This window comes from Pediococcus inopinatus (assembly GCF_002982135.1).
Taxonomy (GTDB): Bacteria; Bacillota; Bacilli; order Lactobacillales; family Lactobacillaceae; genus Pediococcus; species Pediococcus inopinatus.
In genome coordinates, this window is sequence record NZ_CP019981.1 from 1,942,480 (window position 1) to 1,959,471 (window position 16,992).

The window sequence follows — 16,992 nt, forward strand, 5'->3', positions numbered from 1 at the left end:
AGCACCTAGTCCACGCCCTAAAAGGTTAAACGTGGTAAAGTACTTTCACTACTTTATCTCAAATAAGAATTAATGTTTATATCTTAAATTTTTACTGCCGATTTGTCAATTTGTTTTACTTACTTTATAGCTGTTCATCTTGAACAAGGGCAACGACTACATACCGATGTGGCTCATGACCTTCCGAAAAAGTTGTCACAAAATGGTTATTTGTCAAAGCTGCATGAACCACTTTTCGTTCAAACGCTGGCATGGCATCTAAAAAGACAGGATCACCAGTTGCCACAACCTCACGAGCAGTACTTTCTGCCAAATGCTGCAAAGTTTCGGTTCGTCGTTCACGGTAATTCTCAACATCTAAATTGACGTTTGCATGAGCAATATCGTGATGCAAAAGAAAAACCTGAGCCAAAGTTTGTAAAGCATTAATCGTACGACCATGTTTTCCGATCAGCATGCCTTCTTGCTCTGTACTGAAATTTATTTGAACATCGCGATGATGGAAATGATTGGTGGCCGTTGCTTTGATTCCGAGCTGTGCCACAATTTTAGATAAATAATCCTGTAGTTCTGCAACAACCTGATCATTCAAGCGAGGGCGCGTCGCGGATTTAGGCTGATTATGAACTTCAGCTTTAGTTTCATCATCTACTTCATTGAGCTTTGCGTGAACCTCGGATTCAGAATGTTCTGCTTTTTTTGGCTCAGAAATAACAGGTTCTTTAGCCACTACTGATTTCTGAGGCTCAATGATTGATATATTTATTTCTGCTAATCGCTTCCCAATTCCTAAGAATCCCCGTCTTGGTTCAACAAGTGTTTTGATAGAAACCTCGCTGCGACTAACATCTAAATCGGCTAAACCACTTTGAACAGCTTTTTCAATCGTTTCACCTTTATAAGTTGCCATATTTTCCCTCCTTTACCCTTACACAATTATCGTTATGTATTAAAAAAGAAGACCAGAACCTAAATTCCAATCTCCAGTCTTGTTATTTTCTATTTCGACCTTTGTAGGCTTTACGTTTAGCTTTTTCAATCGCGCGTTTCTTATCTTGTTCTGCTTTAGCTTTTGCTTCACGTTCCCGATTAATCTTGAAGGGATTTTGAAGAAGCATCGTTTGACCAGCTTGGAAAATATTTGTAACAACCCAGTAAAGAGAAACAGCAGATGGCACACTCAGAGCCGTAAAGAAGATAATTACGGGCATTCCGATTGTCATCATCGTTGTCATACCATTTTGAGTAGGTTGTGACTTCATACTGAGCCATGAACTAATATAAGTGAAAACTGCGGCAATGACGGGCAAAATGAAGTAAGGATCTTTATCACCTAATTGAAGCCATAAAAATGTCCCGGCCTTTAATACCTCTGTCCGACTAACAGCCGCATACAATGCGTACAGAATTGGCAACTGGACAATTAATGGTAAACACCCCGCAACCGGATTAACACCGGCCTCAGCATACAATTTTTGTTGCTCTTCACGAAGCTTTTGTTGAGTCTCGACATCTTTAGAAGAATATTTCTTCTGCAGTGCCTGAACCTTAGGCTGAATTTCAGCCGTCTTCATAGAAGATTTAGTTTGGTAAATCATTAAAGGTAAAATAATGATCCGAATAATAATGGTAAAGACAATAATTCCCCAGCCAAAATTATTACCAAATAAATTAGATAACCAAATAATTGCTCGTGAGAAATTGTAAACAATCCAATGATCCCAGATACCAGTACTATGATTTGTGATTGGAGACGTGCTACAACCCGCTAACAGAAGCGTTAAACTGGCGACTGCCATCATCACCATATTTCTTTTGCTGTGTTTCACTTATTTTTCCTCACTTTGATCAGTAGTTAAGATATTAGCTAACGTGAATACATGTTTCAATTGCTGTTTGGTTTCTTTCATTGAAAGACCAGAAGCTTGCGGTCGTGCAATGACCAAAAAATCAATATCTTGACGCAATTGAGGTTTAAACTCGAGAACACTTTGGTTAATGCGCCGTTTCATAAAATTCCGCATTACCGCATTACCGATTTTTTTACCAACAGAAATTCCCACACGAAAATGAGGCTGCCCGGGCTTTTCCATAACATACACAACAAACTTACGGTTTGCGAATGAATTATGGGTTTCAAAGACCTTTTGAAATTCTGTTTCTCTTTTTACACGGTATGACTTACGCATGATCTCTCTCCAAAATATATCGTATTATCAAGTTTCTACATATTATATAGAACAAAAGAGTCCTTGTCTGTTGTTTTTGAAAATCTCTTCAAAAATAAAAGACCACTGGGATCAGTGGCCTTATGCAGATAATACTCTTCTGCCTTTGAGACGTCGACGTGCTAAAACTCTACGGCCGTTGCTTGTACTCATACGTTTACGAAAACCATGAACACGTGAACGATGACGTTTTTTTGGTTGAAATGTTCTTTTCAATTCGTACACCTCCCATAACAACACTGAAATTTTTATAGTTTCATTTATATTAATGAAATCAACTCAGTATCTAATTACAATTACCATAATATAGTATCACATATTAACCGTCATGCAAAGGTCTTAATTAAAAAAGATTATGTTTAAACTTTAGTTTTGTCCACAAAATAAAATTCTGCTGGTTATAACATTGTGGATAAAAAATTTTTTAATTCTTGTTTTTCCACCGTCTGTCCCAAACTTATCCGGATATTCACCCCCTGTGATTGAGTTATCCACATTTTTGTGATTTTCAGTGGATAACCATCAGAAAGCTAGATTTACCGGACTATAGTTGTCCACAGTTTGATGTGAATAACCTGAAAAAACGTGAAATTTTCAGACTTTTTCAACAACCTGTTAACAATTTTCTTCACTGGCTGTTATTTATTTTAAAAAGTTGTCCACATCCTGTGGAAAACTTTTTTTTTTCATGCTAAACTTAATTCATTGTTTCCTTCGATTAACGACTGAAAACACAAAAAATAAATTATACGCCACTTTGGAGGGGTTTTTGTGCTAAGTAAAAATGAACTCTGGGACCAAATTAAAGCCGATTTTAAAAAAGATAACGATATCTCATCGCTCGGTTTTTCTACTTGGATCGATGTTGCCAAACCTATTGATTTAAAGGATCGTGTCATGACCATCCAATTGCCTTCTCCGTTACACCGAGACTACTGGAAACAACATTTGGCACCTAAATTTGTTGAATATGCTTATTTAATTACGCAGGCCGACATTACACCTGACTTTGTTTTAGAAGGTGAGCAGACTGAAAAAGCTGAAAAAGAAAAACCGGCTGCAGAAAAACCAAGAGAAACTCCTGATTTCATGGAGAAAACCACTTTAAACGATAAGTACACGTTTGACACCTTTGTTACAGGTAAAGGTAATCAAATGGCCCATGCGGCCGCTTTAGTCGTTTCCGAGGAACCAGGAACTATGTATAATCCCTTGTTTTTCTATGGTGGTGTTGGTTTAGGTAAAACCCATTTGATGCACGCAATTGGTCATCAAATCTTAAAAAATAACCCCAATACCAACATTAAATACGTTACTAGTGAAGCTTTTACTAACGATTTTATCAATGCTATTCAGTCAAAACATCAAGAAGAATTCCGCGAAATTTATCGGAATGTGGACCTTCTTTTAGTAGATGATGTTCAATTTTTCGCCGACAAAGAGGCGACCCAAGAAGAATTCTTCCATACTTTCGAAGCATTATATGGTAATCAAAAACAAATTGTTCTCACTTCTGATCGATTACCAAACGAAATTCCTAAGTTGCAAGAACGTCTAGTTTCCCGTTTCAAATGGGGATTATCAGTTGATATTACACCGCCTGATTTAGAAACACGAATTGCTATTTTGCGCGAAAAAGCCATGGCAGATAACATTGAAATTCCTGACGAAGCCTTAAACTATATTGCCACACAGGTTGATTCTAATGTTCGAGAGTTAGAGGGCGCATTAGCTCGAGTACAAGCTTATGCAAACTTACAAAGTACCAGTATTACTACCGATTTAGCATCCGAAGCCATGCGCAGTCTAAATTTCGGAACCAAGTTTAGTGAAGTTTCTATTTCGCTTATTCAAGACAAAGTTGCCAAGTATTATCACACATCTATTTCTGATCTAAAAGGCAAAAAACGGATGAAATCCATTGTAATGCCCCGCCAAATCGCGATGTATCTTTCTCGTGAGCTAACTAATTCCTCCTTACCAAAAATCGGGATGGAATTTGGTGGTAAAGATCATACGACAGTTATTCACGCGCACGAAAAAATTGCAGCGGCTCTGAAAAAAGATGATGATTTGCAACGTCAAATCGGCGATCTAAAAAGTGAGCTCAAACCTTAGGCTGTGGACAACTGTGAATTACCGGAATAGTTATCCACATTCTATCAACATGGTAGATCAAAGACCTATCTAAGCGTTAGGTTACATTTACACAATATCAACAGGCCCTATTACTACTGCTACTTTTACTATATAATTATATATAAATACATTTGCTAAAAAGGAGAGTCCCTAATGAAATTCACAATCAAAAGAAATACCTTCATTCAAAAACTAAATGATGTGCAACGAGCTATTTCATCAAAAACCACAATTCCGATATTAACTGGTTTAAAATTAGACGTCACATCGGATCAGATCATCCTAACAGGTAGTGACGCTGATATTTCTATTGAAACTGTGCTAGACGCAAAAAAAGAAGACAACGGTCTAACAATTGCAGATCCAGGAAAAATTGTTTTACCAGCTCACTTTTTCAGTGATATTGTCAAACGACTTCCTGAAGAATCAATGACAGTTGAAATTACGGATGGTTTTCAAACAAAGATTTCTTCTGGGGCCGCAGAGTTCACAATTAATGGTTTAGATGCTAATAATTATCCTCATTTACCAGAATTAGATGGCAATGATCAAATTCAACTTTCTGGAAACGTCTTTAAGCAACTTATTAGCCAGACCGTAATTGCCGTTTCTTCTCAGGAAAGTCGTCCAATTTTAACTGGTGTTCATTTCAGCATTGATGGTGACCAGTTTATGGCAGTGGCCACAGATAGTCATCGCTTAAGTCAACGTAAAATTAAATTACCCCAAGCTAATTCAGGTAAATATGATGTGATCATCCCTGGGAAAAGTCTCGTTGAGTTGTCTCGGATGATTGGTGAAGAAAATCCGGATGTCATTATGCGGATCTCCGAAAACCAAGTGTTGTTTACTTTAGGTGACACAGCGTTTTATTCACGTTTGTTGGAAGGAAACTATCCTGACACATCCCGTTTAATTCCAAAGGAGTCAACTACAACCTTGGAATTTAATGCACCAGCATTATTGGCTGCAATTGAACGGGCATCTCTACTTTCACATGAAAGTCGTAATAATGTTGTTAAATTAGCAATTGCTACCGAGGACAATCAAATTGTAATTTCTGGAAATTCTCCTGATGTCGGAAACGTCGAAGAACAATTAGACGCCAAGGCTGTTGATGGTGATGATTTAGAAATTTCATTTAACCCAGATTACATGAAAGATGCTTTACGTTCTTTTGGACAAACTGAAATTTTAGTTTCGTTTACTTCAGCATTACGTCCATTTACGTTAGTACCAACGGAAGATAAAGAAAACTTTATTCAGTTAATTACGCCAGTACGAACATTCTAAAAATTTAAAATAACGGGTCAAAATGCGAACAACGCGTTTTGATCTTTTTTTATCTGAAAATTAAATTTTGAGGATTTGAGAAAAATACGCAAAAAAAGTCAAAAGTAGCTAAATATGTTTAAAACGGCTTAAAACGCAAAACACGGCCTCTGTGTTTGTTTTTTTCCCTTTTTAAAGGTATAATAGATAAGTATTTAATAAAGTTTTATTTAAAAATAAATTTCGTTATTTAATTCTGATGATCGGATATTTTGACCATAAAAACAAAAACGGAATGGCATTAGAAATTTGGAAGAGTAAAGGTGGTTGTAAATTTGGAAGAACATAAAGTTTTAATAACAACACCATTCATTACGCTTGGTCAGCTTCTGAAAATGGAAGACATTATTGGGTCTGGTGGTCAGGCAAAATGGTATCTTCGTGAACATTCTTTAGAAGTTAACGATGAGCCCGAGGATCGGCGAGGAAAAAAGCTATATCCGAATGATACGGTTAATATTCCAGGTGAAGGGTTATTTCTCATTCGTTCAAGACGTGAGGAATAAGCATGTACTTGGAGAATCTTAGTCTTCATAATTTTCGAAATTACACTGACTTAAAGACTGAATTTATTCCAGGCGTAAATGTGCTTTTAGGTGCAAATGCGCAAGGAAAAACTAATTTATTGGAATCTATTTATGTTTTAGCTTTAACTCGTAGTCACCGGACGTCGAATGATCGCGACCTAATTAATTGGGATGCGGATACGGCACAGTTGGCCACACGGGTAAAAAAAACGATGAGTTCAATGCCTTTGGAATTAGAATTAAGTGCCAAAGGAAAACGAGCTAGAGTAAATCACATCGAGCAAAGTAAATTATCCCAATATATTGGTCAATTAAACGTGATTTTGTTTGCGCCAGAGGATTTGTCGTTAGTAAAAGGATCGCCAGCTATTCGCCGACGGTTTATCGATATGGAATTTGGCCAGATGAGTAGCAAGTATCTCTATAATTCAGCGCAATATCGGACTATTTTGAAGCAAAGAAATCAATATTTAAAGCAGTTAAAGTTCAAAGTGCATAGTGACAAAGTCTTTTTAGGAGTCCTGTCCGACCAATTAGCTGCTTACGGTGCTGAAATAATATTTCAGCGCCGTCAATTTTTAAAAAAACTAGAAAAATGGGCTCAACAGCTGCATACCCAGATATCATTAGGTAAAGAACATCTGACCTTTGAGTATGTTTCTCAGGTCGATCAAGGCAAAGAATTAACCGTTGATCAGCTGTATACAAAACTTCAAGAAGCTTTTGTAGAACATCAAGAACGTGAGTTACAGCAGGGAACCACATTAGTCGGGCCCCAACGAGATGACGTGCGTTTTTTGGTTAATGGAAAAAATGTGCAGACATTTGGTTCTCAAGGACAGCAACGGACAACGGCTCTAAGTGTGAAACTTGCGGAAATTGATCTTATGAAAGAAGAAACGGGAGAATACCCAATCTTACTTTTGGATGACGTTTTGTCGGAGTTGGATGATGATCGCCAGACACACTTACTAAAAACGATTCAAAATAAGGTGCAAACCTTTTTGACAACAACGAGTTTGAGTGGGGTTGCACGGCAGTTAATTGATGAGCCCCGAATATTTACGATTAGTAACGGGACTTTGCATAAGGAGGAATAATTTTGGCAGACGATAAAACAAAATCAGCAGAAGAAATTGAAGCTGCTCGGGAACGCAAAGAAGAAAAAGCCCAAGAATATGATGCGAGTCAAATTCAAGTTCTTGAAGGGCTAGAAGCAGTTCGCAAACGTCCCGGAATGTACATTGGCTCAACCAGCGCCCAAGGTCTTCATCATTTGGTTTGGGAAATTATTGATAACGGAATTGATGAAGCATTAGCTGGATTCGCTGATAAAATCGATGTAACAGTCGAAAAAGATAACAGCATCACAGTCTTTGATAATGGTCGGGGTATCCCAGTTGGTACTCAAGCTAAGACGGGTAAGTCTGCCTTGGAAACAGTTTTCACAATTTTACATGCCGGTGGTAAATTTGGCGGCGGCGGTTATAAAGTTTCCGGTGGTTTACATGGTGTTGGTGCTTCGGTGGTTAATGCTTTATCAGAAGAATTAGACGTCAGAGTCATGCACAATGGTAAGATCTACTATATGGATTTCACCCGCGGTAAAGTTAAGACACCTATGAAAGTCATTGGTGATTCTGAACCCCATGCCCATGGCACAATAGTCCACTTCCTACCAGATGCAGATATTTTTCAAGAAACAACCACATTTGACATTAAAACTTTGCGGACCCGAATTCGTGAACTGGCCTTTTTAAATAAAGGATTACGAATTACGCTTAAAGATTTACGTCCGGAAAAATCTACTGAAGATGATTTTCTTTATGAAGGTGGAATTCGCCATTATGTCGATTATCTGAATGAAGGTAAGGATGTTTTGTTCCCTGAACCAATTTATGTGGAAGGGGTCGAAAAAGGCATTACGGTCGAAGTAGCCATGCAATATACAGAAGGCTACCAAAGTAAGCTGCTCACTTTTACGAATAATATTCATACGTATGAAGGTGGGACTCATGAAGAAGGCTTTAAGCGGGCCTTAACAAGGGTTGTTAACGATTACGCACATAAAACTGGTTTACTAAAAGATACTGAAGATAACTTATCCGGTGATGATGTTCGAGAAGGTTTAACCGCCGTTGTCAGTGTAAAGCATCCTGATCCTCAATTTGAAGGTCAGACGAAGACTAAATTAGGAAACTCTGATGCGCGAACCGCCGTTAATGACGTGTTTGGAGAACATTTCAATAAGTTCTTAATGGAAAATCCTGATACTGGCCGTAAAGTAATTGACAAGGGGCTGTTAGCATCTAAAGCACGAATTGCTGCAAAACGAGCTCGTGAAGTTACTCGGAAAAAGAGTGGTCTTGAGATTAATAACTTACCAGGAAAATTGGCGGATAATACGTCGAAAGATCCTGCAATTAGTGAGTTATTTATTGTCGAAGGAGATTCCGCCGGCGGGAGTGCTAAACAAGGTCGTTCTCGTTTAACACAAGCAATTTTACCGATTCGAGGTAAGATCCTTAACGTTGAAAAAGCGACTTTAGATCGGGTATTGGCAAATGAGGAAATTCGTTCACTATTTACGGCGCTTGGCACGGGTTTTGGTGAGGAATTCGATGTAACCAAAGCTAATTATCATAAATTGATTATTATGACCGATGCCGATGTCGATGGTGCTCATATTCGAACATTGCTATTAACACTATTTTATCGGTACATGCGTCCTATGATTGACTCAGGCTATGTATATATTGCCCAGCCACCGTTGTATCAAATTCGCCAAGGAAAAATGATTAAATATATTGATTCGGACGAGGAGTTGCAAGAAACATTGAGTCAATTGCCACCTAGTCCTAAACCCGCTATCCAACGATACAAAGGTTTAGGTGAAATGGATGCTGAACAATTGTGGGAAACAACGATGAATCCAGATAACCGTCGTCTATTACGAGTTTCTGCTGAAGATGCGGATGAAGCTAGTGGTGATTTTGACATGTTAATGGGTGATCGTGTTGAACCCCGACGGAAATTTATTGAAGATAATGCAGTTTATGTAGAAAACTTAGATGTTTAATTTAGGATTGGAGGTTAAATAACTTGGCTGATGAAGAGAATATTGGCACACGTGTAACGGATGTCAATCTGAGTAAAGAAATGCGAACGTCCTTCCTAGATTATGCGATGAGTGTTATTGTGGCGCGAGCTTTACCTGATGTACGTGATGGTTTGAAGCCAGTGCATCGCCGAATTTTATACGGGATGAGCGAATTAGGAGTTACTCCTGATAAACCTTATAAAAAATCTGCCAGAATTGTTGGGGATGTCATGGGTAAATATCATCCCCATGGTGATTCAGCAATTTATGAATCCATGGTTCGAATGGCACAAGATTTTAGTTATCGTTATATGTTAGTTGATGGTCATGGTAACTTTGGTTCAGTTGATGGTGATGGGGCTGCCGCAATGCGGTATACAGAAGCCCGAATGAGTAAAATTGCCGTTGAAATGTTACGTGATATCAACAAAAATACGGTTGATTTTCAGGAAAATTATGATGGCACAGAACGGGAACCTAAGGTATTACCAGCTCGTTTTCCAAATTTACTGGTAAATGGGGCAACTGGGATTGCGGTCGGGATGACCACAAATATTCCCCCTCATAATTTGTCAGAAATTGTTAGTGCAATTCATATTTTGATGGACAATCCCGAAGCAACTACTGCCGATTTGATGGAGGCGGTCCCTGGACCTGACTTCCCAACCGGTGGTGTAGTGATGGGTAAATCCGGGATTCGTAAAGCCTATGAAACTGGTAAAGGTACGATTATAATTCGTGCCAAAGTTGATATTGAGCAAGAGAAGAGTGGCCGTGAACGAATTATCGTTACGGAACTTCCTTACATGGTAAACAAGGCTAAATTGATTGAAAGAATTGCTGAATTAGCTCGTGACAAACGAATTGAAGGTATTACGGATGTAAACGATGAAAGTGACCGTGAAGGAATGCGGGTTGTCGTTGATGTGCGCCGTGATATGAGTGCATCAGTTGTTTTGAATAACTTATACAAAATGACTTTAATGCAAACAACCTTTGGGTTCAATATGCTGGCAATTGTAGATGGTGCGCCAAAAGTTTTGAGTTTAAAACAAATCTTGACGTATTATCTCAAACATCAAGAAGAAGTCGTTCGTCGTCGGACGGAATTTGACCTTAAAAAGGCGCAAGCTCGGGCTCACATTCTTGAAGGATTACGGATTGCTTTGGACCATATCGATGCAATCATAGCGATTATTCGTAATTCTGAAACGGCTGAGATTGCCAAAGATCAGTTGATGAATAATTACTCATTATCTGATAAACAATCACAAGCTATTTTGGATATGCGACTCGTTCGTTTAACTGGATTGGAACGCGAGAAGGTTGAAAACGAATATACTAAATTAATGGCAGATATTGAGGATTACCGCGATATCCTAGCTCATACTGAACGTTTGAATCAAATTATTTATCAAGAATTACTTGATATTCAAGAAAAATTTGGCGATAAACGGCGAACAGAGTTATTAATTGGTGAAGTCTTAAGTCTTGAAGATGAAGATTTGATTGATGAAGAAGACGTTATGGTTACGTTAACGCATAATGGTTATGTGAAACGGATGCCAACTTCCGAATTCAAGTCGCAACGCCGTGGTGGTCGTGGTGTTCAAGGGATGGGTGTCCATGATGATGATTTCATCGAACATCTTGTTTCTAGTTCTACGCATGATGTGTTATTGTTCTTTACCAATGCTGGTAAAGTATACCGGATGAAAGGTTACGAAATTCCTGAATACGGCCGAACAGCTAAGGGAATTCCTGTAATTAATTTACTCGGCATTAGCGCTGGTGAAAGTATTCAAGCTGTCATCAATGCTGGTCAGGATCGCGATGATTCAGAAGAACGTTATCTATTTTTCACGACCTTGAAGGGTGTTGCCAAACGGACGCCATTAGCTGAATTCTTAAATATCCGGAGCAATGGGCTTAAAGCGATTAATTTGAAAGATGATGATGAATTAATTAACGTTGCAATTACGGACGGCAAGCAAAACATCATTATTGGAACGCACAATGGCTATGCAGTTAGTTTTGCAGAAGCATCAGTTCGTTCAATGGGTCGTTCGGCAACCGGTGTTCGTGGCATTCGATTACGTGATGAAGACTACGTGGTTGGTGTTGATATCCTACAACCTGAAAGTAAAGTTTTGATTATTACTGAAAAAGGTTATGGGAAACAAACATTAGCTAAAGAATATCCAATTAAGGGCCGTGGCGGTAAAGGAATCAAGACAGCCAATGTGACTGCTAAAAACGGTCAGATAGCTGGGATGACAACCGTGCTTGGTGATGAGGATATCATGCTAATTACCAATCGAGGCGTTATGATTCGATTTGATGTAGATTCAGTTCCAGAAACTGGTCGTGCAACAATGGGGGTTCATCTAATTAGAATTGATGAAGATTCTAAAGTTGCAACAATGGCTAAAGTTGATCATGAAGATGAAGATCAACCAGATGAGGAAAATAAAGATTCATCTGATCAATCTGACAATAGCGAGACAACTGAAAAAACAGTTACTGAAGAAAATACTGACGATCAAGAAAAATAAATAAATAGAATCCCGATAAACGACGTAATTTAATTATGTATCGTTTATTGGGATTTTTTGTTTATTGCGTTGAACAAGTATGAATGCTATAATTTAAGTTCGTGAGTAACTATTAATTTAGAAGCTCTCCTTGCTTTCTTAAAATTGTTGAGAAAGCCACTTAGTCCATAAGGAGGTGTAAAACACATGGCACAAAAATCATACGAAATTACTTATATCATTGCGCCAGATGTTGACGAAGCAGCTAAGGCAGCCTTAGTAGAACGTTTCGACAAGATCTTGACAGACAATGGTGCAGAAGTGGTTGATTCAAAAGATTGGTCCAAGCGTCGTTTTGCTTATGAGATCGGTGGATACAATGAAGGTATCTATCATGTTATAAACGCCAAAACAAACGATGACAAGGCCTTAAATGAATTTGACCGAATCGCTAAGATTACTGATGGTATCTTACGTCACATGATCGTTGTACGTTAAACAATAAACTTAATTAATTCAGGAAGGAGTCATTGTTTATGATAAACCGAACAGTTCTTGTTGGACGCTTAACCAGAGACCCTGATTTACGATACACCAACAGCGGTGCTGCAGTTGCAACCTTTACAGTTGCAGTTAATCGGCAATTTACGAACTCACAAGGAGAACGTGAAGCTGATTTTATTAACTGTGTTATTTGGCGAAAAGCCGCAGAAAATTTCGCTAACTTTACCCATAAAGGTTCATTGATTGGAGTTGATGGGCGGATTCAAACCCGGTCATATGAAAATCAACAGAATCAGCGGGTATATGTTACGGAAGTTGTCGTTGAAAACTTTTCATTGTTGGAATCCCGTTCTCAATCCGAACAGCGTCAACGGCAGGAGAACAACTCGGGATTTCAAAGCAATGCTCCGCAATCATCCGAAAATACCAATCCGTTTGATGCCGGGCAAGGAAACACTAATAGCAGTAATAACCAGAGCAATAGCAATGGTCCTGCTTCAAGTGCCAGTACGAACCCGAACGATCCGTTTGCAAATAACGGCGAACAAATTGATATTTCCGACGATGATTTACCATTCTAATAACTATTAGAGGAGGGATATTCAATGGCTCAACAACAAAGAAGAGGCGGAAATCGTCGACGTCGTAAAGTCGACTTTATCGCAGCTAACCATATCGATTATATCGATTACAAAGATACAGACTTACTGAAACGTTTCATTTCAGAACGAGGCAAGGTTTTGCCACGTCGTGTTACCGGAACAAGTGCTAAGAACCAACGTCGTTTGACAATTGCAATCAAACGATCACGGATCATGGGCTTACTTCCATTCGTTTCCGAAGAATAATTCAAATGGGTCTCTGTCAAACTGTATTGGTAGAGATTTTTGAAGGCATGTTCACTTCGGTGAATGTGCTTTTTGTTTACTCATGAATTAAACTGATACGAATGAAGAAGTTATGAATATTTCGAAAACCAAAACAGCTACGCTTTAATACCTTGATTTTGCGATTAAGTCCTTCAATAGGACCGTTAGAATACGGATAACGACAACTGTTGAGCACTGCTGAGCCGTTCTTAACGAAGGTTGAAATGGTGACGTCCATTTGATTACCAGCTACTTGGTAGTTGGTAATCAAATTTTTAAATCCCGTGGCATTCTTTTGGTGGATAGCAGTTAGAATGCCTTGATAAGTTTGATACACAGTTTTGAATTCTGGAAATTCATCTAAGGCAAGGTCGATGGCGTTCTGTTGGGTCATATACTCGTTAATGCCTCGTAAATAGATAAGCTTAGTGTCATTGATTTTCTCTTCTGCCAAATGAAATAAACGCCATTGAGATTTAAGGATGCGGTAAATGCGTGAATGCTTATCTTGAAAAGTACGGATAATGCGTGTACGTACATTGTCTAGTGCACGACCAGCAAGCTGAATAATGTGGAAACGGTCAATAATCGTGACAGCGTTCGGGAATAAACGATGAATAAAGCTGGCATATTCGGCGTTCATATCAATAGTAATTGTTTGAACTTTCGCACGTTCTTGAACTGAATAACGAGCTTCAAAGTAATCAATGATATCCTTACTGAGACGATCTTCGAGGGTCACAATGCGGCGATGACTAACGGCATCGCAACAGTTAAAGGACATTAGATGATTACAGGAACGAAATTCATCGAAACAAAGATTTGGTGGAAGTTGCTTAACACGGTAAGCCAAGTGAATATTTGCATTTAAAATACGTTGCACACTACTTGGTGAAATGCCACAAATTTTAGCGATTTCTTTACTGGTCAGCATGTCACGAGCTAGCACAATGACCTGATGTTTAACATTGTGGGTAAAAGTTTCATTACGTCTAACGAGGTTAGTTTTAGCTCCACAGGTTTTTAAACAATGTTGGCATTGATATCTTTGTCTTCTTAGCTGCATTTCATAACGTCCGCCTGATAAGGTTCCCAACCTTAGATGACTAACGTGGGTACCGTTTTTAATTAGACTTTTATGGCCACAATGGGGACATTTCACAAGCTGATAAGAAAGGTTGGCGTGAACGACATGAATTCGTTGTCCATTCGGGCAACGTTTCTTGGTAACACCAGTTACGGTTATATTTGGGTCTGTCATTTCAAACAAGCTTAAAATAGAATTAGTTAGGGACATCTGTTTTTCCTCTTTTCGATTTTGTTTGGCGATTAAATCGTAGCACAAAGAGGACAGATGTCCTTTTAATTTTCAAAATAAAAACTGGTATCAGTTATTCACCAATACCAGAAAGTGTAGACCCATTCAAATGAGGACCTATCAAATCAATAAATTGATTTGATAGGCCTTTTTTTGATTAAATATACATAAGCAATCTATTTTTAGAGATTTATAATTATTTATGATAAAGTAAATAGGTATAAAATCGGTTAATGGATTTTTAGCAGAATATCATGCCTACCTGGTTTAAAGATAGTGGGTTTAGAAACATTTTATTAAAAAGTGTTTTATAATGAGTAGTAACTAATACAATTAAAAGGGGAATTAAATGTATCGTTATTTTATTCAACCACAATTAAATAAGATGAATAATTCATTAATTGGATACGAACTATTAATTCGGAAACATTCGGATAATGGTTGGCAAGTGCCAAAGCTGTTTTCAGAAATTCCTGCCCCAGTTATTGCAGATATGTTAGCAGAAACAACAGCCAAATTAGTTTTAAAAATTGGATCCGTTTCGGTTAATTTAAATCGAACACAAATGATGAATAAGCAAATTAATGCGGCACTAATCAAGGCGCAAGATCAATTACGACCACTGAAGTTAAACGTTGAATTAACCGAGGAGCCAGGGGATGAAGCAATTACTAATGCTGATCTGGAGCCCATGTTTAAGCGGTTCATTCAGCGTGGAATGGAAATTTGTTTGGATGATGTGGGCACAGGGGATAATCAGATTAACGAGATAGAAGCATTATTTCCGTACGTGAGTGAAATCAAATTTGCTTTACAGAACTTTAAGGAAAGTTTTCAGGATCCCAAAATTCAAGCTAAAGTCGTTTATTGGCGTGATATTGCGCGGAAAGAAAATTTACGTTTTATTCTTGAGGGAATTGAAGATGATGCTGATGATCAGCTAGCTGATGATTTGGAGATTGATTTGCGCCAAGGCTATTATTACGGAAAACCACATTTACTTAAAATTAATGCTGACGATCCTGATTAGTTTGGATTGTAGTGAGGAAGAGGGAAATCATTGTGAAAGTCGTTGTAATTGGTTGTACACACGCCGGAATTGCAGCTGTCACCCAAATTTTTAAGGCTCATCCCGACACAGAAGTCACAATTTATGAGAGAAATGATAACGTGTCATTCTTATCGTGTGGGATTTCTTTATATTTAAATGGTGACGTCAAGCGATTGGAAGATATGTTTTATGCGAGTCCTGAAGATCTAGAAAAGCAGGGAGCGACTGTTAGAACACAACACGATGTTTTAAGCGTTGATACCAAAACGCACCAGCTTACTGCTCAAAATATGCTGACCAAAGAAGTTTTCACGGATACCTATGACAAGCTGATTATGACCACTGGCTCCTATGTGGTCGTCCCTCCTCTGATGGGAATTGATGATTCAAGAGTTTTGTTGTGTAAAAGCTATGAACAAGCTAAAAATATTTATGAATCGGCTAAAAATCATAAACATATTGCGATTGTTGGCGGTGGATACGTGGGTGTTGAGCTAGCAGAAGCCTATGCGGATACCGATCATGAAGTTACACTGGTTCAATCGCATGATCAAGTATTGAACAACTATGTTGATCCGTTACTTTCCGGGAAAGTTACTAAGTTACTCAAAGATCATGGCGTTCATGTTCATTTAGACGAAAAAGTCCAGGCCTTTCATGGCACTGATAAGGATGATCAAATCGTCCTTAAAACCGATAAAGGTGAACTTAAAGCTGATTTGGCAATCGTCAGCACTGGTTTTATGGCTAATACGGAGCTGTTACGCGGGCAGGTTGATATGGACCGCCACGGTGCGATTCTAGTTGATAGATACGAGCAGACTTCAAATCCTGATGTCTATGCAGCAGGAGATGCGTGTGTTTCGTATTTCAATCCAGCAGGCAATAATGCATACATTCCCCTAGCAACGAATGCTGTTCGTCAGGGGGCCTTAGCGGGGATAAATATTTTTGGTAAAATCCAAAAGAACATGGGAACGCAAGCAACTTCAGCTATGGAGTTGTTTGGGTAAACTTTAGCTAGCAGTGGGTTAACACTTAATTCTGCTAAAAGAGAAGGCTTAGATGCAGCCTCTGTGGTTTATGAGGGGAACTATCGACCAAGCTACATGCCAACCACGGATTTATTAACGATTGAACTTGTTTATGATCGAAAAAATCGGCAAATTTTAGGTGCGCAATTATTTAGTAAGCATGAGGTTGCGCAATCGGCGAATGCAATTTCGATTTGTATTCAAAATAAGAATACAATTGATGATCTAGCCTTTGTAGACATGCTTTTTCAACCTCATTATGATGAACCGTTTAATTACTTAAATTTGGTAGCCCAATTAGCAATTGAACAAGAACGACAAACAAAACAAGTTAATTAGAGTAAAAAACACCTATC

At 38.4% G+C, this 16,992-nt stretch carries 15 protein-coding genes and 1 pseudogene; 11 read left to right on the plus strand and 5 right to left on the minus strand.

Annotated features, from left to right (window positions below):
- Window positions 1–124: 124 nt before the first annotated feature.
- The 4 genes from jag to rpmH all read right to left on the minus strand — a co-directional run bounded on the left by jag (window position 125) and on the right by rpmH (window position 2,444).
- Window positions 125–910: an RNA-binding cell elongation regulator Jag/EloR gene (jag, locus tag PI20285_RS09640; protein WP_057773919.1), complete on the minus strand. Its 786-nt coding sequence runs from the start codon at window positions 908–910 to the stop codon at window positions 125–127.
- Between the two features lie 82 nt (window positions 911–992).
- Window positions 993–1,829 (minus strand): membrane protein insertase YidC, encoded by an 837-nt coding sequence (gene yidC / locus PI20285_RS09645; protein WP_057773921.1) that lies wholly within the window; start codon window positions 1,827–1,829, stop codon window positions 993–995.
- Entirely contained in the window at window positions 1,830–2,189 is a 360-nt protein-coding gene (gene rnpA / locus PI20285_RS09650) for a ribonuclease P protein component (RefSeq protein WP_057773923.1), read from the minus strand.
- A gap of 120 nt (window positions 2,190–2,309) precedes the next feature.
- Window positions 2,310–2,444, minus strand: a complete 135-nt coding sequence (rpmH, locus tag PI20285_RS09655; RefSeq protein ID WP_080945492.1) for a 50S ribosomal protein L34 — start codon at window positions 2,442–2,444, stop codon at window positions 2,310–2,312.
- 555 nt (window positions 2,445–2,999) lie between these two features.
- On the opposite strand from rpmH, the gene dnaA reads away from it, so the two are divergent.
- From dnaA to rpsR, 9 genes are all read left to right on the plus strand, one after another.
- Window positions 3,000–4,346, plus strand: coding sequence for a chromosomal replication initiator protein DnaA (gene dnaA / locus PI20285_RS09660; RefSeq protein ID WP_057773925.1), 1,347 nt, complete (start codon window positions 3,000–3,002; stop codon window positions 4,344–4,346).
- 174 nt (window positions 4,347–4,520) lie between these two features.
- Window positions 4,521–5,660 carry a DNA polymerase III subunit beta gene (dnaN, locus tag PI20285_RS09665; RefSeq protein ID WP_057773927.1) on the plus strand — a complete coding sequence of 380 codons (1,140 nt, stop codon included), beginning with the start codon at window positions 4,521–4,523 and terminating at the stop codon, window positions 5,658–5,660.
- Window positions 5,661–5,974: 314 nt separating this feature from the next.
- The gene (yaaA, locus tag PI20285_RS09670) at window positions 5,975–6,205 is read left to right on the plus strand and encodes a S4 domain-containing protein YaaA (RefSeq protein WP_057773929.1); all 231 of its coding nucleotides are present in this window, start codon (window positions 5,975–5,977) and stop codon (window positions 6,203–6,205) included.
- Between the two features lie 2 nt (window positions 6,206–6,207).
- Window positions 6,208–7,326, plus strand: coding sequence for a DNA replication/repair protein RecF (recF, locus tag PI20285_RS09675; RefSeq protein ID WP_057773930.1), 1,119 nt, complete (start codon window positions 6,208–6,210; stop codon window positions 7,324–7,326).
- Window positions 7,327–7,361: 35 nt separating this feature from the next.
- Entirely contained in the window at window positions 7,362–9,305 is a 1,944-nt protein-coding gene (gene gyrB, locus PI20285_RS09680) for a DNA topoisomerase (ATP-hydrolyzing) subunit B (RefSeq protein WP_057773940.1), read from the plus strand.
- Window positions 9,306–9,385: 80 nt separating this feature from the next.
- Window positions 9,386–11,881, plus strand: coding sequence for a DNA gyrase subunit A (gene gyrA / locus PI20285_RS09685; RefSeq protein ID WP_057773941.1), 2,496 nt, complete (start codon window positions 9,386–9,388; stop codon window positions 11,879–11,881).
- 186 nt (window positions 11,882–12,067) lie between these two features.
- A complete protein-coding gene (rpsF, locus tag PI20285_RS09690; protein WP_057773932.1) occupies window positions 12,068–12,358 on the plus strand; it encodes a 30S ribosomal protein S6 in 291 nt (96 codons plus the stop codon).
- Between the two features lie 38 nt (window positions 12,359–12,396).
- Window positions 12,397–12,945 (plus strand): single-stranded DNA-binding protein, encoded by a 549-nt coding sequence (gene ssb / locus PI20285_RS09695; RefSeq protein WP_057773934.1) that lies wholly within the window; start codon window positions 12,397–12,399, stop codon window positions 12,943–12,945.
- Between the two features lie 24 nt (window positions 12,946–12,969).
- Window positions 12,970–13,212, plus strand: coding sequence for a 30S ribosomal protein S18 (gene rpsR / locus PI20285_RS09700; RefSeq protein ID WP_057773936.1), 243 nt, complete (start codon window positions 12,970–12,972; stop codon window positions 13,210–13,212).
- Window positions 13,213–13,288: 76 nt separating this feature from the next.
- Here rpsR and PI20285_RS09705 read toward each other — a convergent pair whose 3' ends face one another.
- Window positions 13,289–14,578, minus strand: coding sequence for an ISL3 family transposase (locus PI20285_RS09705; protein WP_245080594.1), 1,290 nt, complete (start codon window positions 14,576–14,578; stop codon window positions 13,289–13,291).
- Window positions 14,579–14,900: 322 nt separating this feature from the next.
- Here PI20285_RS09705 and PI20285_RS09710 point away from each other — a divergent pair, with 322 nt between their 5' ends.
- Both PI20285_RS09710 and PI20285_RS09715 read left to right on the plus strand, forming a co-directional pair.
- Window positions 14,901–15,581: an EAL domain-containing protein gene (locus tag PI20285_RS09710; RefSeq protein ID WP_057775236.1), complete on the plus strand. Its 681-nt coding sequence runs from the start codon at window positions 14,901–14,903 to the stop codon at window positions 15,579–15,581.
- A gap of 32 nt (window positions 15,582–15,613) precedes the next feature.
- Window positions 15,614–16,975 (plus strand): annotated as a pseudogene (locus tag PI20285_RS09715) (FAD-dependent oxidoreductase).
- Window positions 16,976–16,992: the final 17 nt, after the last annotated feature.

Bases quoted from the DNA above. Each gene is read 5' to 3' on its own strand.
- gyrA (WP_057773941.1), top strand. From the start codon at position 9,386: ATGCGAACGTCCTTCCTAGATTATGCGATGAGTGTTATTGTGGCGCGA.
- rpsR (WP_057773936.1), top strand. From the start codon at position 12,970: ATGGCTCAACAACAAAGAAGAGGCGGAAATCGTCGACGTCGTAAAGTC.
- PI20285_RS09710 (WP_057775236.1), top strand. From the start codon at position 14,901: ATGTATCGTTATTTTATTCAACCACAATTAAATAAGATGAATAATTCA.
- recF (WP_057773930.1), top strand. From the start codon at position 6,208: ATGTACTTGGAGAATCTTAGTCTTCATAATTTTCGAAATTACACTGAC.
- rpsF (WP_057773932.1), top strand. From the start codon at position 12,068: ATGGCACAAAAATCATACGAAATTACTTATATCATTGCGCCAGATGTT.
- dnaN (WP_057773927.1), top strand. From the start codon at position 4,521: ATGAAATTCACAATCAAAAGAAATACCTTCATTCAAAAACTAAATGAT.
- jag (WP_057773919.1), bottom strand. From the start codon at position 910: ATGGCAACTTATAAAGGTGAAACGATTGAAAAAGCTGTTCAAAGTGGT.
- rnpA (WP_057773923.1), bottom strand. From the start codon at position 2,189: ATGCGTAAGTCATACCGTGTAAAAAGAGAAACAGAATTTCAAAAGGTC.
- ssb (WP_057773934.1), top strand. From the start codon at position 12,397: ATGATAAACCGAACAGTTCTTGTTGGACGCTTAACCAGAGACCCTGAT.